Origin of the sequence: Bradyrhizobium sp. F1.13.3 (assembly GCF_040548265.1) — a bacterium.
Classification (GTDB): domain Bacteria; phylum Pseudomonadota; class Alphaproteobacteria; order Rhizobiales; family Xanthobacteraceae; genus Bradyrhizobium.
In genome coordinates this window covers 94,711-120,081 of sequence record NZ_JBEPRI010000020.1, presented here as the reverse complement: position 1 = coordinate 120,081, position 25,371 = coordinate 94,711, and the positions used below count along the sequence as shown (strand labels likewise).

The window sequence follows — 25,371 nt, the reverse complement described above, 5'->3', positions numbered from 1 at the left end:
ACACGGGGCGATTACGGAGTTATCTCGACGCCCGCTTATGCTAGCAACGTCCCGACCGAGACATCCCAATTCGGCCGGGGCAAGCGATGACCACCTTCAACCGCATCTTCACGACCGAGCGCCTGCTCCAGATCATCGTCATTCTGGCGGCCACGGTCGCGATGAAGCTGATGGGCTGAATCTCGACGGGCTATCGCGCGCCGAATTCGGGCAATTCGGGCAGATAGTTCGCCCCCTCCGAGCCCAGAAAATCGAACATCGCCTGCGCCGGCGGCAACAGCACCTTGTCGCTGCGGCGGATCACGTACCATTGCCGCACGATCGGCAGGCCCGCGACGTCGAGCACGACGAGCCGGCCCTCGGTGAGCTCGTGCGCCACCGTGTGGGCCGAGATGAAGGCGATGCCGAGCCCGGCGATCACCGCCTGCTTGATGGTCTCGTTGCTGCTCATCTCCATGCCGATGATCGGCTCGAGATCCGACCTCTGGAACATGCCTTCCATCAATGTCCGCGTGCCCGAGCCGGGCTCGCGGGTGAGGAAGGTCTCGTGCACGAGGTCGGTCAGGTTGAGGCCGGAATCCTTCTCCAGCCAGTGCCCCTTGCGTGCGACGATGATATGCGGATTACGCCCGAGCTGACGGACGTCGACGCTGACATCGGCCGGTGGCCGACCCATCACCGCGAAGTCGAGGTCGTAGCCGTGCATGGCCTCGCGGATCTCCTCGCGATTGCCGATGGTGAGCTTGAGCTCGATGTTCGGATACCGCTTCGAGAACGCCGCGATCGCGTGCGGCACGAAATATTTTGCGGTCGAGACCGCGCCGAGATGCACCGTGCCGCCGGTCCGCCCCGCAAGCAGGTCGAGCGCGCCCTGGCAGTCGGCAATTGCGGCTTCGACGCGCTCGGCGAGGGTAAGCACCTCCTTGCCCGCCTCCGTCAGCAGCATGCCATCGCCGGTCCGCTGCAGCAGCGGCAGTCCGGCGAGATCCTGAAGCTGGCGCAGTTGCTGGGTCACGGCCGGCTGCGTCAGGCCGAGCTGGGTCGAGGCTGCCGTGACGCTGCCCTTCGCCGCTAGCGCCGCAAGCGATCGAAGCTGCCGGATCGTCAGATGCCGGAGCTGTGCCGCTGAATGGGCATTATAAGACATTTCTTTGGCGCTCATTATGAATAGAAATTTTCCTTATTAAACCGCCCCTGTCAATCTCGTCGTTGTTGGCACTGACCGCACCGACCTCCAGCGAGGAGGGAACTGGATACGGCACCAGCAAAGGGATGGACGCAGATGACCGGGCAATTCAGGCTGGACGACCACCTTCAACGGTATTCGGAGACGGCGCCGCATGCGCTGGCCGTGGCAGCCGCGGTCGACGCCATCGCGGCGGCCGCGATCGAGATCGCCGATCTCATCGCCACGGGAGATCTCGCCGACGCATCGGGCCTGACCACCGGCCGCAATAGCGACGGTGACGTCCAGCGCGATCTCGACGTGCAGGCGGATGCGATCCTGCGCCGCTGCCTCGGCAAGCTGCCCATCGCGGCACTGGCGTCGGAAGAGATGCGCGAACCCCAAATCGGTGACCGCGCGGCGAAGATCTGCGTTGCGATCGATCCGCTCGACGGCTCCTCCAACATCGACATCAACATGACCGTGGGCACGATCTTCTCGATCCTGCCTGCGCCCGATGATCTCGCGCTCGCCTTCCACCAGCGCGGCTCGGCGCAGCTCGCGGCGGGGTTCGTCACCTACGGCCCGCAGACCTCGCTGGTGCTGACGCTCGGCGACGGCGTCGACATCTTCACGCTTGACCGCAAGTCCGGTTGCTTCCGTCTCGCCCGCAGCGCTGTGCAGATCTCCGAGACCTGCGAGGAGTTCGCGATCAACGCCTCGAACCGCCGGCATTGGGAACAGCCGGTGCGCGCCTTCGTCGACGAATGCCTCGCCGGTGTGGAGGGGCAGGCCAACCACAATTTCAACATGCGCTGGGTCGGCTCGCTGGTTGCCGAGGCCTATCGCATCCTCACCCGCGGTGGCGTCTTCCTCTATCCCTCCGATGCACGGCCCGGATATGGCGACGGCCGCCTGCGCCTCGTCTACGAGGCGCACCCGATGGCTTACATCATCGAGCAGGCCGGCGGCTCTGCTTCGACCGGGCGCGAACGCATCCTCGAACTCTCGGCGCAGAGCCTGCATCAGCGCGTGCCGCTGATCATGGGTTCGAGCAACGAGGTGCAGCGCGTCGAGGAACTGCATTGCGATCCCTTGCTGGTCGCCAGCGTCTCAGCACCGCTGTTTGCGCGGCGCGGCTTCTTCCGGCTGTAAGCGAGGCATCCCATGTCCAGGAAGCATCCGATCATCTCCATCACCGGCTCCTCCGGCGCCGGCACGACCTCGGTCAAGAAGACCTTCGAACAGATCTTCTTCCGCGAGAAGGTCAACGCCGCCTACATCGAAGGCGATGCCTTCCATCGCTACGATCGCGCCGAAATGCGCACGCAGATGGCCAAGGAGGCCGATCGCGGCAACAGGCATTTCAGCCATTTCAGCCCCGAGACCAACCTGTTCGAGGAGCTGGAGCGGGCGTTCCGCGACTATGGCGAGACCGGCACGGCGACGACGCGACACTATGTCCACGATGCCGAGGAATCTGCGCTGCATGGCGCCGCACCCGGCACCTTCACCGAATGGAAACGGCTGCCGGAGAGCTCCGACCTGCTGTTCTACGAGGGCCTGCACGGCGCTGTCGTTACCGACAAGGTCAACGTCGCACGCTACGCCGACCTCAAGATCGGCGTCGTGCCCGTCATCAATCTCGAATGGATCCAGAAGCTGCACCGCGACCGCAGTGCGCGAGGCTACTCGACCGAGGCCGTCACCGACACCGTTCTGCGGCGGATGCCCGACTACATCCACTACATCTGCCCGCAGTTCTCCGAGACCGACATCAACTTCCAGCGCGTGCCGACGGTGGACACCTCCAATCCGTTCATCGCGCGCTGGATCCCGACGCCGGACGAATCGATGGTCGTGATCCGCTTCAAGAACCCGCGCGGCATCGACTTCCCGTATCTGCTCTCGATGCTGCCGCAAAGCTGGATGTCCCGCGCCAATTCGATCGTGTGTCCCGGCGCGAAGCTCGATCTTGCCATGCAGCTCATCCTGACGCCGCTGATCATGCAGCTGATCGAGCGCAAGCGAAACCTGAAGTGAACAAGGAGAGTATCCGATGAACATCTCCGTCCACGCCGAAGCCGACCTTACCGCGGTCACGCACAACGATCTCGCCAACGCCGTCCGCTTCCTCGCGGTCGACGCCATCGAGACCTCGCAATCCGGCCATCCCGGCCTGCCCATGGGCATGGCCGATGTCGCGACCGTGCTGTTCTCGCGCTTCCTGAAGTTCGACTCGGCTCACCCCAATTGGCCGGATCGCGATCGATTCGTGCTGTCGGCGGGCCATGGCTCGATGCTGCTCTATGCATTGCTCCATCTCACCGGCGGCGACCTCAGCCTCGATGACATCAAGGCCTTCAGGCAATGGGGCTCGAAGACGCCGGGCCATCCGGAATATGGCCATACGCCGGGCGTCGAGACGACGACCGGTCCGCTGGGGCAGGGGATTGCGACCGCGGTGGGCATGGCGCTCGCTGAGCGGATGGGCAATGCGCGGCATGGCGACGGCCTCGTCGATCACTTTACGTATGTGATCGCCGGCGACGGCTGCCTGATGGAAGGCATCAGCCAGGAAGCGATTTCGCTCGCCGGCCATCTCGGGCTCGGCCGCCTGATCGTGCTGTTCGACGACAACGGCATCTCCATTGACGGGCCGACGTCGCTTGCGACCTCCGACGACCAGCTCGCGCGCTTCGCTGCCTCCGGCTGGTCGGTGCGCCGTGTCGATGGGCACGATCCCGAAGCAGTTGCGCAGGCGCTAGCCGAGGAGCGTGAGAGCGCAAGACCGTCGCTGATCGCCTGCCGCACCATCATCGGCTATGGCGCGCCGGATCGTCAGGGCACGGAGAAGGCGCATGGCGCGCCGCTCGGCATCGAGCAGACGGCGGCGGCGCGGCGAACTCTCGGCTGGGACTATCAGCCCTTCGTGGTGCCCGTCACGATCATGAAAGCATGGCGGATGATCGGGCAGCGCGGTCAGGTCGCGCGTCTTGCCTGGCTCGATCGCTATGAATGCGCGACGCCCGAGCAGCGCGATCTGTTTGTCGAGGGCAAGGCGGTTGCCCTGCCGAACGCCTATGCCCAGGCCTCGGCAAAATTGCGCGAACGCTTTGCCACCGAGCGTCCCAAGCTTGCGACGCGGCAGGCTTCGCAACAGGTGCTCGACGGCATCGCAGGAACGATTCCGGGATTTGTCGGTGGCTCGGCGGACCTGACGCATTCAAACCTGACGCATGCCAAGGCGCAGATCCCGGTCAAGCGCGACGCGTTCGCCGGCGATTACATCCATTACGGGATCCGCGAGCACGGCATGGCGGCCGCGATGAACGGCCTCGCGCTGCACGGGGGCTTCATTCCTTATGGCGGCACCTTCCTCGCCTTCTCCGATTACAGCCGGCCGGCGATCCGCCTTGCGGCCTTGATGCGGATCCGCGTCATTCATGTGATGACCCATGATTCCATTGGGCTGGGTGAGGATGGCCCCACGCACCAACCGGTCGAGCATCTCGCAGCGCTCCGCGTCATTCCGAACCTGCTTGTGTTCCGGCCGGCCGACGCGGTCGAGACGCTGGAAGCATGGGACTGCGCGCTCCAAGCTGAAAATCGTCCCTCCGTGCTGTGCCTGTCCCGCCAGGCCCTGGCGACTTTCCGCAGCGATGTGCGCGGTAGAAACCGGGTCGCGCGCGGCGCCTACCTCATCGTCTCGCCCGAGGGCGGCCGCGACGTGACGCTCATCGCAACGGGTTCGGAAGTGTCCATCGCGCTGGAGGCGGCCCGCCTGCTCGCCACCGAGCACGTCCGCGCGGCCGTGGTCTCCGCGCCGTGCTTCGCGTTGTTCGAGGAGCAGCCGGAGGACTACCGCGCTGCCGTGCTCGGCACGGTGCCACGGGTAGGTATCGAGGCGGCTGTCGCCGGCGATTGGCATCGATGGATCGGCACTGACGGCGAGTTCGTCGGCATGCGCGGCTTCGGTGCTTCGGCGCCCGCGCCAGTGCTGTACCGCGAATTCGGCATCACGCCGCAAAGCGTTGCGGAAGCCGCCCGGCGGGCGATTGCCCGCACAGGCAAGCAATAACAGGAGGATTTGTCGTGGCCCGTATCACCCTTCGCCAACTGCTCGACCACGCCGCCAGTCACGGCTACGCGGTGCCGGCGTTCAACATCAACAACATGGAGCAGGGCATCGCCATCATGCAGGCGGCGGCCGAGGTCGATGCACCCGTCATCATCCAGGCTTCGCGCGGCGCGCGCAGCTATGCCGGCGACCTCATGCTCTCGCACATGATCGACGCGTTGGAGCGGACCTATCCGGACATCCCGCTCTGCATGCACCAGGACCATGGCAATGACGAGGCGACCTGCGCGTCCGCGATCGCCCATGGTTTCACCTCGGTGATGATGGACGGCTCGCTCAAGGCCGACGCCAAGACCGCGGCCGATTACGACTACAACGTTGCGATCACCCGCCGCGTCGTCGATCTCGCGCATTGGGTCGGTGCCTCCGTCGAAGGCGAGCTCGGCGTGCTCGGCTCACTCGAGCATGGCGGTGGCGAGCAGGAAGACGGTCACGGCGTCGAAGGCACGGTCAGTCACGACCAGCTGTTGACTGATCCCGACCAAGCGGTCGACTTTGTCCGCGCCACCAAGGTCGATGCGCTCGCGATCGCGATGGGCACCTCGCACGGCGCCTACAAGTTCAGCCGCAGGCCGGACGGTGACATTCTGGCGATGCGGGTGGTCGAGGAGATTCATCGCCGGCTGCCGAACACGCATCTCGTGATGCACGGCTCTTCCTCTGTGCCGCAGCCGCTCCAGGACATGTTCAACCAGTTCGGCGGAGAGATGCCGCAGACCTGGGGCGTGCCGGTCGAGGAGATCGTCCGTGGCATCAAGAGCGGCGTGCGCAAGGTCAATATCGACACTGACTGCCGGCTGGCAATGACCGCGGTGTTCCGCAAGGTCGCCGCGCAAACGCGATCCGAGTTCGATCCGCGCAAATTCCTCAAGCCCGCGATGGATGCGATGCGCGAGCTCTGCCGCGACCGCTTCGAGCAGTTCGGCACCGCTGGCCACGCCAGCAAGATCAAGGTCATTCCCTTGAGCGAGATGGCGCGGCGCTACCGCGCCGGAGAACTCGATCCGCGCGTCGACGCCCGCGAGCCCGTCGCAGCCTAATCATTCAGAGAGAGAAGAGCAGGAGAGAGCCATGAATGCACATGCAGGAACCGTCCGCGGCAAGGAAAGATATCGCTCGGGCGTCATGGAATACAAGCGCATGGGCTATTGGGAGCCTGACTATGTGCCAAAGGACACCGATGTCATCGCGTTGTTCCGCGTCACGCCGCAAGAGGGCGTCGACCCGATCGAGGCGTCGGCCGCAGTCGCCGGCGAATCCTCGACCGCAACCTGGACGGTGGTGTGGACCGACCGCCTGACCGCCGCCGAGAAGTATCGTGCGAAATGCTACCGCGTCGATCCGGTGCCGGGCACGCCGGGCTCGTATTTTGCCTACATCGCCTATGACCTCGACCTGTTCGAGCCTGGCTCGATCGCCAACCTCTCGGCCTCGATCATCGGCAACGTGTTCGGCTTCAAGCCGCTCAAGGCGCTGCGGCTGGAGGATATGCGCTTCCCGGTCGCTTATGTGAAGACGTTCCAGGGACCGGCAACCGGCATCGTCGTCGAGCGCGAGCGGCTCGACAAATTCGGCAGGCCACTGCTCGGCGCGACCGTGAAGCCGAAGCTCGGGCTTTCCGGCCGCAATTACGGTCGCGTGGTCTACGAGGCGCTGAAGGGCGGGCTCGACTTCACCAAGGACGACGAGAACATCAACTCGCAGCCCTTCATGCACTGGCGCGACCGCTTCCTCTATTGCATGGAGGCGGTGAACCGCGCGCAGGCGGCTTCCGGTGAGGCGAAGGGCACCTACCTGAACATCACCGCGGGAACGATGGAGGACATGTACGAGCGCGCCGAGTTCGCGAAGGAGCTCGGATCGTGCATCGTCATGATCGATCTCGTGATCGGCTACACCGCAATCCAGTCGATGGCGAAATGGGCGCGGCGTAACGACATGATCCTGCATCTGCATCGCGCCGGTCACTCGACCTACACGCGGCAGAAAAGCCATGGCGTGTCGTTCCGCGTCATCGCAAAGTGGATGCGGCTCGCCGGCGTCGATCACATCCACGCCGGCACGGTTGTCGGCAAGCTCGAAGGCGACCCCAACACCACGCGCGGCTATTACGATGTCTGCCGCGAGGACTTCAACCCGACCAAGCTCGAACACGGCCTGTTCTTCGACCAGTCCTGGGCGAGCCTGAACAAGATGATGCCGGTCGCTTCCGGCGGCATCCACGCCGGCCAGATGCACCAGCTGCTCGACCTGCTCGGCGAGGACGTCGTGCTCCAGTTCGGCGGCGGCACCATCGGCCATCCCATGGGCATCGCGGCCGGCGCGATCGCCAACCGCGTGGCGCTGGAAGCGATGATCCTCGCCCGCAACGAGGGCCGCGACTACGTCCATGAAGGTCCCGAAATTCTGGCCAGGGCGGCCGAGACCTGCACGCCGCTAAAGGCTGCGCTCGAGGTCTGGAAGGACGTCACCTTCAACTATGAATCCACCGACACGCCGGACTTCGTGCCGACCGCGCTCGAAACCGTTTGAGGAGATTTGTCATGAAGCTGACCCAAGGCTGCTTCTCGTTCCTGCCGGATCTGACCGACGATCAGATCACCAAGCAGGTGCAGTATTGCCTGACCAACGGCTGGGCGGTGAACATCGAGTTCACCGACGATCCGCATCCCCGCAACACTTATTGGGAGATGTGGGGCCTGCCGATGTTCGATCTCCAGGACGCCGCCGGCGTGATGATGGAGCTCGCCGAATGCCGCAGAGTGTATGGCGACCGCTACATCCGCCTCAGCGGCTTCGACTCCAGCCATGGCTGGGAATCGGTGCGGATCTCGTTCATCGTGAACCGCCCGCCGCAGGAGGCCGAGTTCGAGCTGGTGCGGCAGGAGGTGGGCGGACGCGCGATCCGCTACACCACCGTGCGCCGGCAGCCCGCGCACGCGCCAACCTAAGTCATTCTCCTCCGCGCGGAGCACTCCCTGCTCCGTTTCCTTGGCGGACCACTGCTTCGCCGCTCCCCCGCGGCGAAGCCCTTTTCTTCGAGGTGCCGATGCTGGATGTCCCCCACCCCTTGACCACTGAACCCGGCGAGACCAGTTTCGATCTCCGCAAGGAGGCCGAAGCGGCTGGAATTACCGGCACGCTGCAGCAGCTCGAGCTGGAGCTGATCGGATTGAAGCCGGTGAAGAACCGCGTGCGCCAGATCACGTCGCTCCTGCTGATCGAACGTATCCGGCAGCGTGCGGGATTGGCTTCCTCGCCGCCGACGCTGCATATGTCGTTTACCGGAAATCCCGGCACCGGCAAGACGACCGTCGCGCTGCGCATGGCAAAGATCCTGCACGGCCTCGGCTTCGTGCGGCGTGGGCAGGTGATCTCGGTGACGCGCGACGATTTGGTCGGCCAGTATATCGGCCACACCGCGCCGAAGACCAAGGAGATACTGAAGAAGGCCATGGGCGGCGTGCTGTTCATCGACGAGGCCTATTATCTGCACCGTCCGGACAACGAGCGCGACTATGGCCAGGAGGCGATCGAGATTCTGCTTCAGGTGATGGAAAACCAGCGCGAGGACCTCGTCGTGATCCTTGCCGGCTATGGCGAGCGGATGACGAACTTCTTCGCCTCCAATCCCGGCTTCCGTTCGCGGATCGCCCACCACATCGACTTTCCGGACTATGCGGAAGCCGAGCTGCTCGTCATCGCCGAGCTGATGCTGAAGGAACGGGGTTATCGCCTCTCGGCGGCGGCGCGTGAGGCGTTCGAGAAATACATCGCGCTGCGCCGGACCCAGCCGTTCTTCTCCAATGCGCGCTCGATCCGCAACGCCGTCGACCGCATCCGCCTGCGGCAGGCCGATCGCCTGGTGTCCGATCTCGATCGCATGCTCGAGATCGCCGACCTCGAAACGATCGATCCCATGGACGTCCTGGCGAGCCGCGTGTTCAGCGGCGGTGCGGACGCGCAGAGGAGTGCGAAGCCATGACGAGAGAAATCCTCATCGCGCCGTCGATCCTGGCCGCGGATTTCGCGCGCCTCGGCGAGGAGATCGTAGCGATCGACGCTGCGGGCGCCGACTGGATTCATTGCGACGTCATGGATGGGCATTTCGTCCCGAACATCAGTTACGGCGCGGACGTCATCAAGGCGATCCGGCCCCTGACGAATAAGATGTTCGACGTGCATCTCATGATCGCGCCGGCCGATCCCTATCTGGAGGCGTTCGCGAAGGCCGGCGCGGATGTGATCACGGTTCATGCCGAAGCCGGTCCGCACCTCGATCGCTCGCTCCAGGCCATCCGCGCGCTCGGCAAGAAAGCCGGCGTCAGCCTGTGTCCCGCTACTCCCGAAAGCGCGATCGAGTATGTGCTCGATCGTCTCGACCTCGTCCTGGTGATGACGGTCAATCCGGGTTTTGGCGGCCAGTCCTTCCTCGAGTCCCAACTCGAGAAGATCGGGCGCATCCGAAGCATGATCGGCGACCGGCCGATCCGGCTCGAGGTTGACGGCGGCATCACCCGCGACAATGCCGCTGCCGTGGCCGCTGCGGGCGCCGATACGCTTGTGGCGGGGTCCGCCGTGTTTCGCGGCAGGGGCAGCGCGGACTATGCCGGCAACATCGCGGCCATCCGCGCTGCTGCGGAGGCCGGCAGGGTTCGAAACCTGCAACATAGTTCGGCGCGGACGCTCCGAGCCGGTGAGCCCGCGCTCATCCGATGACCCACAACGCCTGGCCATTTGGTCCGCGGTAAGGTTCCCAAGCGTTGAGTCCGCGCTGATTGGAACTTTCCCCTGAATGCGCGTTTGCCTAAAAACAGGCGAGTCGAGGCGCGTGGCGGGCGCAGCAAATCTTTTGCATAGCCGCCATCGCCCTGACGCAAATAAGGGCAATAAGCTCTCTGTGAATGCGAGGGAGGGTCTCATGGATAACGTACGTCGCTACCGTGCGCTGGCGTCCCTCTGTCGTCAGCAGGCCGCCTATCGGCCGCTCCAGAGCTGGGAACTGCTCGGCCAGGCCGAACATTTCGAATATCTCGCCGAAGTCGAACTCAAGGCGCATTTCGACGCGTGCAATGCGCCACACGACAACGACGGCGTCGAGGCCACGGCGTGGGAGAGGCCCGCCGCGGCGTGACGGTGCAAATTGTTCGAATATGACCTGAACTTGCCGATCCGGCACCGCTCAAGGACGGGGTTGTCAGCCCGAACGACAGGGCTTGTGGCCGGCCCGACCTGGGTCAGCCCTCGATTAATGCGACATCAGCGTCGGGACGGTCATGGCTTCCAGCATGGCGCGGGTGACGCCGCCGAGGAACCGCTCCTGCAATCGCGAATGGCCGTAACCGCCCATGACCAGAAGATCGAGGCTCTCATCGGCTGCCAGCGACAGCATGGTCGGCTGAATGTGAGAGCGCGCGGCCCACAGGTTGACCGTGCGGGTCGATAGTCCACGCCGACCGAGATGCCTTGCCAGATTGCGCGTCGAGACCTCGTCGGGAATCGTGTCTGTTTCGTTGATCGCAATGATCACGATCTCCTCGGCGCGAGCCAGGAATGGTGCGGCGTCGCGCATGGCGCGCGCGGCGAGGCGGCTGCCATCCCAGCAGATGCCGATCCGTTTCGCCTTGAACGCTCCATGGAAAGTGTAGGGCAGGAAAAGCACCGGCCCGCCCGCCTGAAACAGGATCTCGCGAGGCACATCGTTGTCGAGTGAGCCTTGCGCCGGGTCCGGCTGAAGCACGATGCTGAGATCGTGCAGCCGCGCCATCTCGCCAAGCAAGCCGACCGCATCCCCCGGCATCGCCCCGAGCGAGTGGCATGTGTAGGAAATGCCGGCGTTCATCGCTTCGATCTTGAACACCGCGAGCGCCGCCTCGGCGCGCTCCACTGCGCTTTCGCGCTCCATCTCGAACACCGCCGCCACGGCAGCGCCGCCCTCCATCACGTAGGCCGCACTGGTTGCCACATAACCAACCGCGACTGCGTCGAGGTGGGCGTTGAGGCCCGCTGCGAGCGAGATCGAGCCATCGATCACCGGTCGCATCGGGCGCTCAGTGGGGATGTGGACGAGAATATCTTTGTACATGACGTGCCTCCGATGGACATCATCCGGTGGCCGCAGTCTTTCACGGTGCGCAGGGCTCGCGTTGAGCTGCATCAAATGTGCAGCCTCGACTTTTGTCGACGGCCCCGGCCACTTTGCCAAGATTTACAAGATTTAATCGTATGGACGGGACGCTGTAAGGTGGCGACCGCCATGTTGGGTGCAAGGCGACTTACCCGACATGGACATATCGACATGAACGATCGCGTCAATTCCGACACCACCGCGTCCCGCAAGATCCTGAGACCGCGCCGGCTCGCGCTGCTCGGCACCGTGGCCGCGCTTGGCCTGGCCGTGCTGGCGACTGCCCCCGGCTCTTCGCCGTTCAGCGCGACCTCGTTCATCGCGCCCGCCCAAGCCGCAGAGAGCGCCGCGACACCGCCGGGCTTCGGCGACCTCGTCAGCAAGGTCAAACCCGCCGTCATCTCGGTGCGGGTCAGGATCGACCAGGACAACGACAAGAGCGCGATGCTGCAACAGAACCGGATGGATTCCGACGAAGCATCGCCGTTCGACCAGTTCTCGCGGCAATTCGGCTTCCGTGGCCCGGGCGGCATGGACGGCATGCCGCGCCAGCGCCGCCAGATGATCACGGGTGAGGGCTCCGGCTTCTTCATCTCCGCCGACGGCTATGCCGTGACCAACAATCACGTCGTCGATCACGCCGAGTCGGTGCAAGTGACGATGGACGACGGCACGATCTACAGCGCGAAAGTGGTCGGTACCGATCCGAAAACGGATCTCGCGCTGATCAAGGTCGAGGGCAAGAAGGATTTTCCGTTCGTCAAATTCTCTGACCAGAAACCGCGCATCGGCGACTGGGTGGTCGCGGTCGGCAATCCCTTCGGGCTCGGCGGCACCGTGACCGCCGGCATCGTCTCGGCCAGCGGCCGCGATATCGGCAACGGTCCCTATGACGACTTCATCCAGATCGACGCGCCGATCAACAAGGGCAATTCCGGCGGTCCGGCCTTCGACATGAACGGCAACGTGATCGGCGTGAACACCGCCATCTTCTCGCCCTCCGGCGGCTCGGTCGGCATCGGCTTCGACGTTCCGGCCTCGACTGCAAAGCTCGTCATCGCACAGCTGAAGGACAAGGGTGCGGTCACACGCGGCTGGCTCGGCGTGCAGGTGCAGCCGGTGACGTCGGATATCGCCGACAGCCTCGGCCTCAAGGAAGCGCGTGGCGCGATCGTCGACAATCCGCAGGACGGCAGCCCGGCGGCGAAAGCGGGCATCGAGGCGGGCGACGTCATCATCGCCGTCAACGGCACCGCGATCAAGGATTCCCGCGATCTCGCCCGCACTATCGCCACCCTGGCGCCGGGCACGTCCGTGAAGCTCGATGTCGTCCACAAGGGCGACAGCAAGACGGTGACACTGGCGCTCGGCGAGTTGCCGAATGAGCGGCAGGTGAGAGCCGACGAGGGCAAGTCGCAGCCAGATGCCGGCATGCCGCCGCGTCTCGGGCTCAGCCTGGCTCCGGCCAGCGACGTGCAGGGCGCCGGCCAGAAGGGCGTCGTCGTCACTGAAGTCGATCCGCAAGGGCCGGCCGCGCAACGCGGCATCCAGACCGGCGACGTCATCCTCAACGTGGGCGGCAAGGCCGTCGCCAATATCGGCGATGTCCGTTCGGAGCTGGCGCAGGCGAAATCGTCCGGCAAGCGCAGCGTGCTGCTGCAGGTCAGAAGCGCACAGGCGACCCGGTTCGTGGCGGTGCCGCTCGCATAGGGCGAACGTCGATCGGCGCAGATCCAAAAAGGCGGCCCACGGGCCGCCCTTCCTGTTCGCCTTCAGGATTCCGGATGCCCGCCGATAACATTCTCGTTAACGGCAGGGAGGATGACCCGGTTCGTCCGAAAAAGCCGTGTTCGCTCGTCACAGTTGCGGATGTTGTGGACTCGACGGCAATGAAGCCGCCGGGACGATTGCAAGCGTGGAACTTCGAACTTGCCGCCGCTGAGCCGGCCGGCAATTCGTATTTGATCGGTGCCGACATGGATCGATTGAAGCTCTCGCTGAGGACTGCGCTGCTCGTGGCGCCCCTCGTGCTATGGGGTGGAAACGCTCTCGGGCGCGACGACGGCCGCTACGCGGACTCACCTCTCAAGCCGTGGTTCGACGGCCTGCGCAGCCATCTCGGTCCGTGCTGCTCGGATGCGGATGGGTTTGCCGTCGCCGATCCCGACTGGGACTCGCACAATGGACATTATCGCGTACGGCTCGACGGCGAATGGGTCGAGGTGCCGGACGAAGCCGTGATCACTGAGCCGAACCGAGCCGGCCGCACCATGGTGTGGCCGGTGAAGACCGCGTTCGGCGTTTCGATCCGCTGCTTCATGCCGGGCAGCATGATCTGACGGAGGTCAGCGCGACCGTTTGGAGGATTTGCGCTTCGACGTTTTCTTCGAACTCTTCTTTGAAGTCTTCTTGGATGTTTTCCGAGTTGTCTTCTTGGACGATTTCTTCGACGTTTTCTTTGACGTTTTCTTGGACGTCTTCCGCTTTGCGGCTTTCTTCGGGACCTTCTTGCCCTTCTTGCGCGCTTTCGACAGGCCGATCGCGATTGCCTGCTTGCGGCTCTTCACGCGTCCGCCTCGACCGCCCGGTCCGCTTTTCGCGGTACCCTTCTTGTAGCGCTTCATCTCGCTTTCGACATCGCTGCCGGAGCTGCGCGAGTAGCGGCGCTTCTTTGCCTTGCGTGCCATGCATGTTCTCCCTTGGCCGGGGAAAACCATCCGGGACAGGCATAGTTCCGAAGCGCGCATGCAACGGGGATACGCGACCTACCTAGAACGAATCCGCCAACTCGATCTCCGCTTCCAGCACCTGAATGCGCCGTGCTGCCTCGCTGGAGGACAGATCCCGCGCATATTGCGCGGGTTGATACGCCTCTTCGCTCAGCCGTTTCAGCCGGAGGCCCTGCGCCCGCGTCATCTGCTCGGTGAGGAAAGCCTTGGCGGTGAGGGAAGTCTTGTCGGTTAGGAAAGTCTTGGCGTCGTATTTACCTTGAACCTGCATGTCGCTTCTCCCTTCTGAAATCGTGACTTGACTATATGTTCTTATTTTGTTCTAACAAGTCATGGACAACAGAATTAATGAAATTCGACGTAAAATCAGCGCCTTGAGGCTGGAAATGGCCGATATCGAGGTGTCCGTCCGCGAACTCGTCGACCGCGAGCACGACTGCACAGAGAAGGCCCTGGCGCAGATGGATCTGCGCCGGAAAATCAATCTGCTGATCTGCGAATGGAAGGCTGCGGGTGGCGGCGATGTCTTGCCGAATGTCCGCGACAGGATGCGCCTTCGTTCCGCGAAGACGTCAGGTAGTCCTCTGCGCGTGATCGCGCGCCGCTGAGAGCTTTGGGAGCGCACGGTGGAGGAAGACCCGGATGCGTACCGGATTCTCAAGCTGCGCGCCGAGATTCTCGAACTGGGCTCTGCGATCCGGCAGCTGCAACGCGAGGGGCTCGACGACGCCGCGGCCCAGCTCTTGATCGCGCGCAAGCGAGCGCGACTCGATCATCTGGTGAAATCCGATCCCGCCGGCGTTCATCCTGACATCCTGGGCAGCCATCGTAGCTGAAGCCTGCGCGCAGCGCGACATGCGGGGCTCCTCGATACCGCATGTTGACGAACCGGCCCGAGAAAAGTTCGTTCGAACGCCAAAGCAAAAAGGCCCCGCGGTAGCGGGGCCTCCATGAGTTCGACGAACAACACCTACTTGGTGTTGCTCATGCCGCTCTTGTTGTTCGTCATGGTGCCGCCCTGGTCGGAGCCGGGGCCAGAGCCGCCCTGACCGGAGGGGTCAGCCCCCTTGGAGGACTTGGTGTTGGCGCCCGTGGTGGTCTGCGACGATGACATCGAGGATCCGTGTTTCGCCTTGTGCGACTTGGCCTGCACGGCGAACGGTGCGGCGGCGAGGCCGGTTGCCAACATCACGGCAAGAGCGAGCTTGGTGTTCTTCATGCGCGGGAACTCCCTGAGTTGAATTGACGCAGGCAGCCAACCGCTATTCGTCGCAGGAGTTCCGAACAAAGGAGTTCCGGCAAATCACCAGACTTCAAGATTGCTTGTCTTCTGTGAGGATGAATACGAGGCCGGTGAGTGTCGCGCCGATCGCGAACGTCGTCACCAATGTGAAGGCGAAAACGGCAACGGCCTGTCTTCCGCCGTGGCTCAGCAAATTGGCGACGTCTGGATTAGACAGCACGAGCAAGAGACTGAAAGCCAGCCCTAAGGCTGCGCCCATCATCGCGTGCGTCATCAGCTGGACGAGCCCGCTGGGAGAGATCAGGTCCGACGACTTTTTCGTGCGCATGGAACTCTATCCCGATCTCGCATCCAACGCGTGCGACACGCACCGGTTCCACCCGCATGAAGGAATTGTCATCGCCCGCTTCATCCGACGTTCATGCCGGGCCTGCAAGAATGAGCGCGCAACACGGGAACATTCGATATGGGTAAGGTGGTCTTTCTCTATCGCTCTCTGGCTTATCGCAACGCAGCCGCGGACATCCTCCGCAAAGCGCGCAAGCTGCCCCGCGGCGCGGAGCGAAGCGCGGCGCGCCGCTATGCCAAGGCGCTGCGCGATCTCGCCCAAACGGAAGCCTGGCTCGAAGGACGCGTCGCGCGCGAAGCACGAACGACGCAACGCAGGAAGAGTGTGGCGTCCGCTTAACCGGATGCGCGCTGCAATTCGGCGGAGCTGGCGGCTTCAAAGTTGCCGGGCCCGGTTGTCGCGGCAGTCTTGCGGACCAACGGCACCTCGAGCCGGCACAACAGACCCTCGGCGCGCCAATCGAATCGCGCCTGCCCGCCGAGCTGGGACTCGACGCTCGCAAGCAGGCTCCGCGTACCAAAGCCGCGGGATTTCGGCGTCATCACGAGCGGGCCGCCGGATTCCTCCCAGGTCAGCGTGAGCAGCTCTTCCTCGACCTGCCAGCCGATCGCGAGCCGTCCCGTCCGCGTCGAGAGCGCGCCATACTTCGCCGAGTTGGTGAAAAGCTCATGCAGCGCCAGCGCGAGCGTCTGGGCCGTTGCCGGCAGCAACTGAACTTCGGACCCCGCCAATTTGATCTGGCCGCCGAGGGAATAGGGCGCTAGCTCCTCGTCGATCAGCTTTGAGAGTTCGGCACCCTGCCAGCTCGACAGCGACAGGATCGTATGCACGCGCGCCAGTGCATTGATGCGTCCCTCGACGGCGCTGACATAGGCTTTGACCTCGTCGGCGCGGGTGAGGCGCACGATCGATTGCGCCAGCGCCAGCGCATTCTTGGCGCGATGATCGACTTCCCGCGCCAGGAGAGTCTGCCGTTCCTCGGCGCGCTTGCGTTCGGTGATGTCCACCGTCACGCCGCTGACGCGCATGACCCGACCGCTATCGTCAACCGTGGCGGCGGCCGTGCCGACACACCAGCGCACGTCGCCGTCGGGCCGCACGATCCGGAACTCCGTTTCATAGGAGCGTGTGCCCTTGTTGAATTCGGCGATCGCCTTGCGCAACTGATCGACGTCATCCGGATGCAACAGCGCCTGAACGTTGGGCGGATTCACCTCGAAGCTCTCCGGGCCAACACCAAAGATGCGGTATTGTCCCTCGTCCCACATCCAGTCGCCGGTGATCCAGTCCCAGTCCCAGGAGCCCATCTTGCCGGCGGCGATCGCCATGCTGCGCCGCTCTTCGCTCTCGCGCAGCTTTGCGGTGGAATTCTCCAGCTCGGCAGTACGTGCACGCACGCGGTCCTCGAGATCCTGGTTCAGCCGTTCGAGTTCGCGCGTCTTGCGATAGAGCTCTGCAAACACCTTGACCTTGGCGCGCAGCACCTCCGGCACGACCGGGACCGGGACGTAGTCGACCGCGCCCATCTCGTAGCCGCGCAGACGGTCGATGTCGCTGACTTGAATGGCCGAGATGAAGATCATCGCGGTCTTCTGGAAGCGCGGGTGCTCGCGGATCATCGCGGCGAGCTCGAAGCCGTCGAGCTCGGGCATGCAGACGTCGACCAGGATCACCGCGATCTCGGTCTTGAGCAGCACCTCCAGAGCCTCGCGACCCGACGAGGCGATCACGAGGTTCTGGCCGAGATCCTTCAGGATCACCTCATAGGCGAGCAGCTTGGCCGGCTGGTCGTCGACGAGGAGGATGTTGACCTTTTCGTGGTCCATACGGGCATCCAACTCAGCGGTGCAGCCACATGCGGATTGCAAGCAGCAGTTGATCGGTGTTGACGGGTTTGGCGAGGTAGTCGGACGCGCCGGCCTCGAGGCATTTCTCGCGGTCGCCCTTCATGGCCTTGGCTGTCAACGCGATGATCGGAAGACGGGCGAAGGTCGGATTTTCACGAATGACGCCGATGGTCTGATAGCCATCCATCTGCGGCATCATAATGTCCATCAGCACGATGGCGATCTCCGGGTTGGATTCGACCAAGGTCACCGCCTCGTTGCCGGTCGTGGCCGTCAGCACCTTCATGCCGCGCCGCTCCAGCACGCTCGACAGCGCGAAGATGTTGCGGGCGTCGTCGTCGACGAGCAGGGCGGTCTTGCCGATCAGGTCCTCGTCGGAACTGTTCAGCTTCTCGAGCATGCGCTGCTTCTCCACCGGCAATTCCGTGATCACGCGATGCAGGAACAGCGCGGTCTCGTCAAGCAGGCGCTCCGGCGATTCCACGCCCTTGACGACAATGCTCCGCGCCATGGTGTGGAGTTCCGCATCTTCCTCGGCCGACAGCTCGCGGCCGGTGAAGACGACGACCGGGACATTCGACAGCGCGTCGTCGTTGCGGATCTGGTCCAGCACCTCGAAGCCGGTCATGTCGGGCAGGCGCAGGTCGAGCACAACGCAATCACAGGGGTTCTCACGCAGCATCGAGAGTGCGTCGGCACCGGTGCCGGTCGTCACGATCTCGATGTCGTCGTGGTGCAGGAGCTCACGGATCGAGAGTTGCTCGGCCTCGTTGTCCTCGACGATCAGCAGCCGCTTGCGCCGCGGCCGCGCATATTCCTTGATCTGCGTCAGCGCGGCCGAGACGCCCTCGGTCGTCGTCGGCTTGTTGACGAAGGAGAAGGCGCCGCGCGCCAGCGCATGCTGGCGGTCCTCATCGAGCGTGATGATCTGCACGGGGATGTGGCGTGTCAGCGGATTGTGCTTGAGCTGGCTCAGCACGGTCCAGCCGAGCATATCAGGCAGGAACACGTCGAGCGAGACGGCCCTCGGCTGGTACTGCTTTGCAAGCTCCAGCGCCTCCGCGCCGCGGGCGGCGACCAGCACCTTGAATCCCTTGTCGCGGGCGAGGTCGACCAGCACGCGCGCGTAGTGCGGGTCGTCCTCGACGATGAGGAGGATGCTGTCGCCGGGTTCGAGGTTGAGCCGGTCGTCGGGGAGCTGCTCGATGACGCGCTGCGGTTCGGCTGTCGCGGGCTGCAGCGCCGGCGGCTGGCTCTGTTGTTGGGGCGCCGCGCGGGGCGCGAGCGTCGGGCCGGAATATTTCAGCGGCAGGTAAAGCGTGAAGCACGAGCCTTTGCCCGGCAAGCTGCGCAGGTGGATCTCGCCGCCGAGCAGGCTTGCGAGCTCGCGGCTGATCGCAAGGCCGAGGCCGGTGCCGCCATATTTGCGGCTAGTGCCGGCATCCGCTTGCTGGAACGCCTCGAAGATCAGCTTCTGCTTCTCCAGGGGGATGCCGATGCCGGTATCGGACACTTCGAATGCGATGACGGCCGGCGCCGAGTTGAGCACGGGATGATCCGTGCCCCAGCCGCCGACCGCGGCGGCGACCTTCAGGCGCACCTCGCCTTCGGCGGTGAACTTGAAGGCGTTGGAGAGCAGGTTCTTCAAAACCTGCTGTAGTCGCTTGGAGTCGGTGACGAGGCTGCGTGCGAGATTCGGATCGACGTCGATCTTGAACGAAAGGTTGCGGTTCTCCGCCTCGTGACGGAACGGTCGCCCGACCGTATCGAGCAGGTTCGCGGTCAGGATTTCCTCGGCGTCGACCGTCACCGTACCGGACTCGATCTTGGAGAGATCGAGAATGTCGCTGATGAGATTGAGCAGGTCGGTGCCGGCGCCATGGATGGTGCGGGCGAATTCGACCTGCTTACCGGTAAGATTGCCGTCCGGGTTGTCGGTGAGCTGCTGGCCGAGGATCAGGATCGAGTTCAGCGGCGTGCGCAGCTCGTGGCTCATATTGGCCAGGAATTCGGACTTGTACTTCGAGGTCAGCGCGAGCTCGGTCGCCTTTTCCTCCAGTGCGCGGCGGGCCTGCTCGATCTCCTGGTTCTTGCGCTCGACTTCGACGTTGCGCTCGGCGAGCTGCTGGGCCTTCTGCTCGAGCTGGTCGTTGGTCTGCTGCAATTCGCGCTGCTGGGTCTGGAGTTCGCCGGCGAGCTGCTGCGACTGCTTGAGCAGGCCCTCGGTCTGCATCGTCGCCTCGATCGAGTTGAGCACGATGCCGATCGAGTCCGTAAGCTGCTCCAGGAAGGTCATCTGCGAGGTCGTGAAGGAGGTGAGCGAGGCGAGCTCGATGACCGCCTTGACCTGGCCTTCGAACAGCACCGGCAGCACCACGAGGTTCTTCGGCGCGACGCGAAGCAATGCCGAATTGATCGGCACCACGTCGGGCGGAATGTCCGCAATCACGCGCGGGCGCCGGTCGAGCGCACATTGGCCGATCAGGCCGTCGCCGAATGGCAGCACCCGCGGGTACGGATAGACGCCGTCGCCGGCATAGGAGGCAAGCAGCAGGAGCCGCGGACTGTCTTCGTTCTCGACCTGATAGATCACGCCGGTATGCGCGTTCACCAGCGGCGACAATTCGGTCAGCAGCAGGCGACCGACGGTGGTGAGGTCGCGCTGGCCCTGAAGCATGTTGGTGAATTTCGCCAGATTGGTCTTCAGCCAGTCCTGCTCGGTGTTCACGTCCGTCGTGAGGCGGAGGTTCGTGATCATCGTGTTGATGTTGTCTTTCAGCTCGGCGACCTCGCCGCGGGCGTCGACCTGGATCGACCGCGTCAGGTCGCCCTTGGTCACGGCGGTCGCCACTTCCGCGATCGCGCGCACCTGCGAGGTGAGGTTGGCTGCCAGCAAATTGACGTTGCCGGTGAGATCCTTCCAGGTGCCCGCGGCGCCGGGCACGTCGGCCTGACCGCCGAGCCGGCCCTCGACGCCGACCTCGCGCGCCACCGACGTCACCTGGTCGGCGAAGGTCGCGAGCGTCTCGGTCATGTTGTTGATGGTGTCGGCGAGCGCCGCGACCTCGCCCTTCGATTTCACGGTGAGGTTCTGCTTGAGGTCGCCGTTGGCGACCGCGGTCACCACCTTGACGATGCCGCGGACCTGCTCGGTCAGGTTCGCCGCCATGAAGTTGACGGTGTCGGTGAGATCCTTCCAGGTGCCGGCGACGCCGGGCACCTGGGCCTGGCCGCCGAGTTCGCCTTCGGTGCCGACCTCGCGGGCAACGCGCGTGACTTCGCCGGCGAACGCATTGAGCTGGTCCACCATGGTGTTGATGGTATTCTTGAGCTCGAGGATTTCGCCCTTCACGTCGACGGTGATCTTGCGCGACAGGTCGCCGCGCGCGACGGCGGTGGTGACTTCGGCGATGTTGCGGACCTGGGTGGTGAGGTTCGCGGCCAGCAGGTTGACGTTGTCGGTGAGGTCCTTCCAGGTGCCGCCGACGCCGGGCACGACGGCTTGGCCGCCGAGCCGCCCCTCGGTGCCGACCTCGCGCGCGACGCGCGTCACTTCCGCGGCGAAGGAGCGGAGCTGCTCGACCATGGTGTTCAAGGTGTCCTTGAGCAGCAGAATTTCACCGCGCACGTCCACCGTGATCTTCTTCGACAGGTCGCCGCCGGCGATCGCGGTCGCGACCTCGGCGATGTTGCGGACCTGCGCGGTGAGGTTCGAGGCCATGAAATTGACGTTGTCGGTGAGGTCCTTCCAGGTGCCGGCAACGCCGGGCACCTCGGCCTGGCCGCCGAGCTTGCCTTCGGTGCCGACCTCGCGCGCGACGCGGGTGACTTCACCGGCAAAGCCGTTGAGCTGGTCCACCATGGTGTTGATGGTATTCTTCAGCTCCAAAATCTCGCCACGGACGTCGACGGTGATCTTGCGCGAGAGGTCGCCGCGCGCCACGGCGGTGGTCACTTCGGCGATGTTGCGGACTTGGGCGGTGAGGTTGCCCGCCATCGAGTTGACGCTGTCGGTGAGGTCTTTCCAGGTGCCGGCGACGCCGGGCACGTTGGCTTGGCCGCCGAGCCGACCTTCGGTGCCGACCTCGCGCGCGACGCGCGTCACCTCGCCCGCGAAGCGGTTGAGCTGGTCGACCATCGTGTTCAGCGTGTCCTTGAGCTGAAGGATCTCGCCGCGCACGTCCACGGTGATCTTGCGTGACAAGTCGCCACCGGCGATCGCGGTCGCGACTTCGGCGATGTTGCGGACCTGGGCGGTGAGGTTGCCCGCCATCGAGTTGACGCTGTCGGTGAGGTCCTTCCAGGTGCCGGCGACGCCGGGGACTTCGGCCTGGCCGCCGAGCTTGCCTTCGGTGCCGACTTCGCGCGCGACGCGCGTGACTTCGCCGGCGAAGGCATTGAGCTGGTCCACCATGGTGTTGAGCGTTTCCTTCAGCTGAAGGATTTCGCCTGATACGTTGACGGTGATCTTCTTCGACAAATCGCCCTTGGCCACCGCGGTCGCGACTTCGGCGATGTTGCGGACCTGGCCGGTCAGGTTCGAGGCCATCGAGTTGACGCTGTCGGTGAGATCCTTCCAGGTGCCGGCCACGCCGCGCACCTGGGCCTGGCCGCCGAGCTTGCCTTCGGTGCCGACCTCGCGTGCGACGCGCGTGACCTCGCCGGCAAAGGCGTTGAGCTGGTCCACCATGGTGTTGATGGTGTCTTTCAGCTCCAGGATTTCGCCGCGGACGTCGACCGTGATCTTCTTCGACAAATCGCCGCCGGCGACCGCGGTCGTCACCTCGGCGATGTTGCGGACCTGCGCGGTGAGGTTCGAGGCCATCGAGTTGACGCTCTCGGTCAGGTCCTTCCAGGTGCCGGCGACGCCGAGCACGTTGGCCTGGCCGCCGAGCCGGCCCTCGGTGCCGACTTCGCGCGCGACGCGCGTGACCTCGCCGGCGAAGGCGTTGAGCTGGTCGACCATGGTGTTGAGCGTTTCCTTCAATTGAAGGATTTCGCCCGAGACGTTCACCGTGATCTTTTTCGAGAGGTCGCCGCTCGCGATGGCGGTGGCGACATCGGCGATGTTGCGGACCTGCGCGGTGAGGTTCGAGGCCATGAAGTTGACGTTGTCGGTGAGGTCCTTCCAGGTACCGGCGACGCCCGGCACCTGGGCCTGGCCGCCGAGCTTGCCTTCGGTGCCGACCTCGCGCGCGACGCGCGTCACTTCCGAGGCGAACGAGTTGAGCTGGTCCACCATGGTGTTGATGGTGTCCTTCAGCTCCAGGATTTCGCCGCGCACGTCCACCGTGATCTTGCGCGAAAGGTCGCCGCGCGCCACGGCGGTGGTGACGTTGGCGATGTTGCGCACCTGCGCGGTGAGGTTGCCGCACATCGCGTTGACGCTGTCGGTGAGATCTTTCCAGGTGCCGGCGACGCCGGGCACGATGGCCTGGCCGCCAAGCTTGCCGTCAGTGCCGACCTCGCGCGCCACCCGCGTCACTTCCGAGGCAAAGGAGCGGAGCTGGTCCACCATCGTGTTGATGGCTTCCTTGAGCTGAAGGATCTCGCCGCGGACGTCGACCGTGATCTTCTTCGAGAGGTCGCCGTTCGCAACCGCGATCGTCACCTCGGCGATGTTGCGAACCTGGTTGGTCAGGTTGTTCGCCATCGAGTTGACGCTCTCGGTCAGATCCTTCCAGACGCCGGTCACTTCCGGCACCTGGGCCTGGCCGCCGAGCTTGCCTTCGGTACCGACCTCGCGCGCCACGCGCGTCACCTCGGAGGTGAACACGCCGAGCTGCTTGATCATGGTGTTGACGATGGTCGCCGACTGCAGGAATTCGCCGCGCAGGGGGCGGCCATCGACGTCGAGCTTGACGGTCTGGAGCAGGTCGCCCTGCGCCACGGCTGCGACCGCGCGCGTCACCTCGCGGGTCGGCCACAGCAAATCGTCGATCAGCGTGTTGACCGAGCCTTCCATGTCAGCCCAGGAGCCGGAGGCGAGCCCAAACTTCACGCGCTGGCGCGTCTTGCCCTCGCGGCCCACGACTTGGCCGACCAGCTCGAGCTGCTGCGCCATGCGCTGATTGGCGGCGATGATGTCGTTGAAAGTGTCGGCGAGCTTGCCGTCGATGCCGAGATAGTCGCCGCTCATGCGCACGGAGAAATCGCCGTTTCGCATGGCCTGCAGGGCGAGCAGCAATTCTGCCCGGGAATCCGGCTCCGACATGCCGTTGGTCTTTGGCTTTGGAACGCGACGACCGGAGCGTGATGCAGATCCGGGATCGAGGTCGCTCATACTGATTCCCCCGCAGGCGTCGGCCGAATCCCAGGCAAGACGCGATTATCAAAATAGAGCGTCAGCCAAATTCGAAATCAAGCGCCAACGTCGAGGCGCCCGGAAGTGGAACCTGCTTTGCTCAGCCCGATTAACATAATCGCGACTGTCCGGAATGGTTCCATCGGGTTCCTTTTTTTCCCGGGCGGGAGATGCGTCGGGGGGCTCTTGTGGACCTCGGTCATCGCCTTCCGGAACGGACCGCCAGGCCTGCTGTTAAGCCCGCAAGTACAGGGAGAGCGCACATGAAAGCAGGATTTGCCGTCATCGGGACCGTGATGTTGTTGGCCGGATCGGCGTTCGCGCAGGGCGGGGCCCCCAGCGGCCGCGGGGCCGTCACCGGCGATCCCGCCGCAAGCTCCGCGACCCCACGCGCGGACACACCAACCACGGGTACGTCAGCCCGGTCCAATCCCAGCGGTAGCGGCACGTCGAGTTCGGGCGGCAAGGATGACAATGGGGATGCCGGCCGCGACAAGATGCTGGAGGGCAGCCGCAGCGCGCAGCCGGAGAGCCGACAAAAGTAAGGGATTGCTTGGCAGCCCTACTTGTCCGCCATGGTGCGCTCGGCGTCCTTGACCTGCGAGCGCAACATCGGGAGCTGCTCACGCGCGAACGCTGCAAGCGCGGCATTGTCTGGCGCCTTGAGATAGCGTTCGAGCAGGTCGATCACCGCTTCATACTCGGGGATCTGCGCGGCATAGAAGCTTCTGACGAAAGTGGGTCCGTCCGAGGTTTCGGGCTCGACCAAGCTCGCGCTCGCCGGGGTCGTCTTGGTGACGCGCGGTTCGGTACCGATCGCCTCCTGAATCTCCTTTAAGGCCTTGTCCCGGCGGGCCGCTTCTTCGGCGCGCAGGGCGGCGAGGTTCTTGACCTCGGCATTGCCCTTGAGGTCGGTGCTCTCCAGCAGGCCCTGCTGGAAGCGGCTGAAGGTGTAGAGTTCGCTGATGGCCTCGGTTGCGGTCGGCGTGCGGCCGGCCGGCCGTCGCTCCCCGGTGCTGTCGGCAAGCGCTGCCGTGCTGATGAACGCCAAAACGATCGCGAGATGAATCCGCATGGATATCCAATGGCGGACGGAGGTGGAAAGTTCCGCAGAGGTTACGATCCGGTAAGGCCGGTTGCGACGTGACGGTTCCGTCCCCAATTCATCTTCATGAAACAGTCTGAGATCTTCAGGGATAACGCCGACAACTGCCTCCAGCTCGCCGAGCGGTCCGAAGGACAGCCGGCGCACAAGCGTTTTCTGCGCATGGCAAACGCGTGGACGGCACTCGCCAACGAGCAGGATTGGCTCGACGGCGAGGTCCCGCCCGTTCCAGCCCGCGTCCTTCAAAAGCAGGATGCGTAACGCTCTCGTTTCGTGGATCTGCGTGTGAGACTGCTCACGGACGGCAAGCAGGATCATTCGTAACAGTCGATCGCGTTGATTTCCTATCCAGGAGGTTTTT

The 25,371-nt window shown here is 64.2% G+C and carries 25 protein-coding genes; 16 read left to right on the top strand and 9 right to left on the bottom strand.

The window, feature by feature from the left end:
* Nucleotides 1–190 precede the first annotated feature (190 nt).
* Nucleotides 191–1,162 (bottom strand): LysR family transcriptional regulator, encoded by a 972-nt coding sequence (locus ABIB66_RS36600; RefSeq protein ID WP_354209051.1) that lies wholly within the window; start codon nt 1,160–1,162, stop codon nt 191–193.
* 120 nt (nt 1,163–1,282) lie between these two features.
* On the opposite strand from ABIB66_RS36600, the gene ABIB66_RS36595 reads away from it, so the two are divergent.
* From ABIB66_RS36595 to ABIB66_RS36555, 9 genes are all read left to right on the top strand, one after another.
* Nucleotides 1,283–2,320 carry a class 1 fructose-bisphosphatase gene (locus tag ABIB66_RS36595; RefSeq protein WP_354209050.1) on the top strand — a complete coding sequence of 346 codons (1,038 nt, stop codon included), beginning with the start codon at nt 1,283–1,285 and terminating at the stop codon, nt 2,318–2,320.
* Nucleotides 2,321–2,332: 12 nt separating this feature from the next.
* A complete protein-coding gene (locus ABIB66_RS36590; RefSeq protein ID WP_063993396.1) occupies nt 2,333–3,208 on the top strand; it encodes a phosphoribulokinase in 876 nt (291 codons plus the stop codon).
* A gap of 16 nt (nt 3,209–3,224) precedes the next feature.
* Complete coding sequence (gene tkt / locus ABIB66_RS36585) at nt 3,225–5,246, top strand: transketolase (protein ID WP_354257979.1); 2,022 nt, start codon at nt 3,225–3,227, stop codon at nt 5,244–5,246.
* A 14-nt stretch (nt 5,247–5,260) separates the two neighbouring features.
* Nucleotides 5,261–6,346 (top strand): class II fructose-bisphosphate aldolase, encoded by a 1,086-nt coding sequence (gene fba / locus ABIB66_RS36580; RefSeq protein ID WP_354209047.1) that lies wholly within the window; start codon nt 5,261–5,263, stop codon nt 6,344–6,346.
* Nucleotides 6,347–6,377: 31 nt separating this feature from the next.
* The gene (locus ABIB66_RS36575; RefSeq protein WP_007594836.1) at nt 6,378–7,838 is read left to right on the top strand and encodes a form I ribulose bisphosphate carboxylase large subunit; all 1,461 of its coding nucleotides are present in this window, start codon (nt 6,378–6,380) and stop codon (nt 7,836–7,838) included.
* Between the two features lie 11 nt (nt 7,839–7,849).
* The gene (locus ABIB66_RS36570; protein ID WP_007594833.1) at nt 7,850–8,257 is read left to right on the top strand and encodes a ribulose bisphosphate carboxylase small subunit; all 408 of its coding nucleotides are present in this window, start codon (nt 7,850–7,852) and stop codon (nt 8,255–8,257) included.
* 98 nt (nt 8,258–8,355) lie between these two features.
* Nucleotides 8,356–9,291, top strand: a complete 936-nt coding sequence (gene cbbX, locus ABIB66_RS36565) for a CbbX protein (RefSeq protein ID WP_354209046.1) — start codon at nt 8,356–8,358, stop codon at nt 9,289–9,291.
* Nucleotides 9,288–10,025: a ribulose-phosphate 3-epimerase gene (rpe, locus tag ABIB66_RS36560; RefSeq protein ID WP_354209045.1), complete on the top strand. Its 738-nt coding sequence runs from the start codon at nt 9,288–9,290 to the stop codon at nt 10,023–10,025. Before cbbX ends, rpe begins: the two co-directional genes overlap by 4 nt.
* 202 nt (nt 10,026–10,227) lie before the next feature.
* Nucleotides 10,228–10,440, top strand: coding sequence for a hypothetical protein (locus ABIB66_RS36555; RefSeq protein ID WP_354057101.1), 213 nt, complete (start codon nt 10,228–10,230; stop codon nt 10,438–10,440).
* Between the two features lie 114 nt (nt 10,441–10,554).
* Here ABIB66_RS36555 and ABIB66_RS36550 read toward each other — a convergent pair whose 3' ends face one another.
* On the bottom strand, nt 10,555–11,391 hold the full coding sequence (locus ABIB66_RS36550; RefSeq protein WP_354209044.1) for a universal stress protein: 837 nt from the start codon (nt 11,389–11,391) through the stop codon (nt 10,555–10,557).
* Nucleotides 11,392–11,604: 213 nt separating this feature from the next.
* Between ABIB66_RS36550 and ABIB66_RS36545 the strand changes: the two genes are divergently transcribed.
* The gene (locus tag ABIB66_RS36545; RefSeq protein ID WP_354209043.1) at nt 11,605–13,143 is read left to right on the top strand and encodes a Do family serine endopeptidase; all 1,539 of its coding nucleotides are present in this window, start codon (nt 11,605–11,607) and stop codon (nt 13,141–13,143) included.
* A gap of 266 nt (nt 13,144–13,409) precedes the next feature.
* Complete coding sequence (locus ABIB66_RS36540; protein ID WP_473303181.1) at nt 13,410–13,772, top strand: hypothetical protein; 363 nt, start codon at nt 13,410–13,412, stop codon at nt 13,770–13,772.
* Between the two features lie 6 nt (nt 13,773–13,778).
* On the opposite strand, the gene ABIB66_RS36535 is transcribed toward ABIB66_RS36540, so the two are convergent.
* On the bottom strand, nt 13,779–14,120 hold the full coding sequence (locus tag ABIB66_RS36535; RefSeq protein WP_354209042.1) for a DUF6496 domain-containing protein: 342 nt from the start codon (nt 14,118–14,120) through the stop codon (nt 13,779–13,781).
* A gap of 82 nt (nt 14,121–14,202) precedes the next feature.
* A complete protein-coding gene (locus tag ABIB66_RS36530) occupies nt 14,203–14,433 on the bottom strand; it encodes a DUF3072 domain-containing protein (protein WP_275171690.1) in 231 nt (76 codons plus the stop codon).
* A gap of 115 nt (nt 14,434–14,548) precedes the next feature.
* Here ABIB66_RS36530 and ABIB66_RS36525 point away from each other — a divergent pair, with 115 nt between their 5' ends.
* Nucleotides 14,549–14,770, top strand: coding sequence for a hypothetical protein (locus tag ABIB66_RS36525; RefSeq protein WP_275171691.1), 222 nt, complete (start codon nt 14,549–14,551; stop codon nt 14,768–14,770).
* Nucleotides 14,771–14,788: 18 nt separating this feature from the next.
* Nucleotides 14,789–14,998 carry a hypothetical protein gene (locus ABIB66_RS36520; RefSeq protein ID WP_039799669.1) on the top strand — a complete coding sequence of 70 codons (210 nt, stop codon included), beginning with the start codon at nt 14,789–14,791 and terminating at the stop codon, nt 14,996–14,998.
* A 134-nt stretch (nt 14,999–15,132) separates the two neighbouring features.
* On the opposite strand, the gene ABIB66_RS36515 is transcribed toward ABIB66_RS36520, so the two are convergent.
* On the bottom strand, nt 15,133–15,381 hold the full coding sequence (locus ABIB66_RS36515; protein ID WP_354209041.1) for a hypothetical protein: 249 nt from the start codon (nt 15,379–15,381) through the stop codon (nt 15,133–15,135).
* Nucleotides 15,382–15,475: 94 nt separating this feature from the next.
* Nucleotides 15,476–15,733: a hypothetical protein gene (locus ABIB66_RS36510; RefSeq protein WP_354257976.1), complete on the bottom strand. Its 258-nt coding sequence runs from the start codon at nt 15,731–15,733 to the stop codon at nt 15,476–15,478.
* A gap of 138 nt (nt 15,734–15,871) precedes the next feature.
* On the opposite strand from ABIB66_RS36510, the gene ABIB66_RS36505 reads away from it, so the two are divergent.
* Nucleotides 15,872–16,093, top strand: a complete 222-nt coding sequence (locus tag ABIB66_RS36505; RefSeq protein ID WP_354209040.1) for a hypothetical protein — start codon at nt 15,872–15,874, stop codon at nt 16,091–16,093.
* Here ABIB66_RS36505 and ABIB66_RS36500 read toward each other — a convergent pair.
* Nucleotides 16,090–17,580, bottom strand: a complete 1,491-nt coding sequence (locus tag ABIB66_RS36500; RefSeq protein ID WP_354209039.1) for an HWE histidine kinase domain-containing protein — start codon at nt 17,578–17,580, stop codon at nt 16,090–16,092. The genes ABIB66_RS36505 and ABIB66_RS36500 overlap by 4 nt on opposite strands.
* Nucleotides 17,581–17,593: 13 nt before the next feature.
* Nucleotides 17,594–23,884, bottom strand: a complete 6,291-nt coding sequence (locus ABIB66_RS36495) for a HAMP domain-containing protein (protein WP_354209038.1) — start codon at nt 23,882–23,884, stop codon at nt 17,594–17,596.
* Between the two features lie 284 nt (nt 23,885–24,168).
* Here ABIB66_RS36495 and ABIB66_RS36490 point away from each other — a divergent pair, with 284 nt between their 5' ends.
* On the top strand, nt 24,169–24,450 hold the full coding sequence (locus ABIB66_RS36490; RefSeq protein ID WP_354209037.1) for a hypothetical protein: 282 nt from the start codon (nt 24,169–24,171) through the stop codon (nt 24,448–24,450).
* Nucleotides 24,451–24,467: 17 nt separating this feature from the next.
* Here the strand turns inward: ABIB66_RS36490 and ABIB66_RS36485 are convergent, their stop codons facing one another.
* Nucleotides 24,468–24,980 carry a DUF4142 domain-containing protein gene (locus ABIB66_RS36485; protein WP_354209036.1) on the bottom strand — a complete coding sequence of 171 codons (513 nt, stop codon included), beginning with the start codon at nt 24,978–24,980 and terminating at the stop codon, nt 24,468–24,470.
* A gap of 96 nt (nt 24,981–25,076) precedes the next feature.
* Between ABIB66_RS36485 and ABIB66_RS36480 the strand changes: the two genes are divergently transcribed.
* On the top strand, nt 25,077–25,271 hold the full coding sequence (locus ABIB66_RS36480; protein WP_354209035.1) for a hypothetical protein: 195 nt from the start codon (nt 25,077–25,079) through the stop codon (nt 25,269–25,271).
* Nucleotides 25,272–25,371: the final 100 nt, after the last annotated feature.

Coding starts and splice junctions, on each gene's coding strand:
- ABIB66_RS36590 (WP_063993396.1), top strand. CDS start 2,333: ATGTCCAGGAAGCATCCGATCATCTCCATCACCGGCTCCTCCGGCGCC.
- ABIB66_RS36555 (WP_354057101.1), top strand. CDS start 10,228: ATGGATAACGTACGTCGCTACCGTGCGCTGGCGTCCCTCTGTCGTCAG.
- ABIB66_RS36485 (WP_354209036.1), bottom strand. CDS start 24,980: ATGCGGATTCATCTCGCGATCGTTTTGGCGTTCATCAGCACGGCAGCG.
- ABIB66_RS36600 (WP_354209051.1), bottom strand. CDS start 1,162: ATGAGCGCCAAAGAAATGTCTTATAATGCCCATTCAGCGGCACAGCTC.
- cbbX (WP_354209046.1), top strand. CDS start 8,356: ATGCTGGATGTCCCCCACCCCTTGACCACTGAACCCGGCGAGACCAGT.
- ABIB66_RS36540 (WP_473303181.1), top strand. CDS start 13,410: ATGGATCGATTGAAGCTCTCGCTGAGGACTGCGCTGCTCGTGGCGCCC.
- ABIB66_RS36495 (WP_354209038.1), bottom strand. CDS start 23,884: ATGAGCGACCTCGATCCCGGATCTGCATCACGCTCCGGTCGTCGCGTT.
- ABIB66_RS36525 (WP_275171691.1), top strand. CDS start 14,549: ATGGCCGATATCGAGGTGTCCGTCCGCGAACTCGTCGACCGCGAGCAC.
- tkt (WP_354257979.1), top strand. CDS start 3,225: ATGAACATCTCCGTCCACGCCGAAGCCGACCTTACCGCGGTCACGCAC.
- ABIB66_RS36500 (WP_354209039.1), bottom strand. CDS start 17,580: ATGGACCACGAAAAGGTCAACATCCTCCTCGTCGACGACCAGCCGGCC.
- ABIB66_RS36480 (WP_354209035.1), top strand. CDS start 25,077: ATGAAACAGTCTGAGATCTTCAGGGATAACGCCGACAACTGCCTCCAG.
- ABIB66_RS36570 (WP_007594833.1), top strand. CDS start 7,850: ATGAAGCTGACCCAAGGCTGCTTCTCGTTCCTGCCGGATCTGACCGAC.
- ABIB66_RS36490 (WP_354209037.1), top strand. CDS start 24,169: ATGAAAGCAGGATTTGCCGTCATCGGGACCGTGATGTTGTTGGCCGGA.
- ABIB66_RS36595 (WP_354209050.1), top strand. CDS start 1,283: ATGACCGGGCAATTCAGGCTGGACGACCACCTTCAACGGTATTCGGAG.
- ABIB66_RS36575 (WP_007594836.1), top strand. CDS start 6,378: ATGAATGCACATGCAGGAACCGTCCGCGGCAAGGAAAGATATCGCTCG.
- ABIB66_RS36510 (WP_354257976.1), bottom strand. CDS start 15,733: ATGCGCACGAAAAAGTCGTCGGACCTGATCTCTCCCAGCGGGCTCGTC.
- ABIB66_RS36550 (WP_354209044.1), bottom strand. CDS start 11,391: ATGTACAAAGATATTCTCGTCCACATCCCCACTGAGCGCCCGATGCGA.
- ABIB66_RS36505 (WP_354209040.1), top strand. CDS start 15,872: ATGGGTAAGGTGGTCTTTCTCTATCGCTCTCTGGCTTATCGCAACGCA.
- ABIB66_RS36530 (WP_275171690.1), bottom strand. CDS start 14,433: ATGCAGGTTCAAGGTAAATACGACGCCAAGACTTTCCTAACCGACAAG.
- ABIB66_RS36545 (WP_354209043.1), top strand. CDS start 11,605: ATGAACGATCGCGTCAATTCCGACACCACCGCGTCCCGCAAGATCCTG.
- rpe (WP_354209045.1), top strand. CDS start 9,288: ATGACGAGAGAAATCCTCATCGCGCCGTCGATCCTGGCCGCGGATTTC.
- ABIB66_RS36535 (WP_354209042.1), bottom strand. CDS start 14,120: ATGGCACGCAAGGCAAAGAAGCGCCGCTACTCGCGCAGCTCCGGCAGC.
- ABIB66_RS36515 (WP_354209041.1), bottom strand. CDS start 15,381: ATGAAGAACACCAAGCTCGCTCTTGCCGTGATGTTGGCAACCGGCCTC.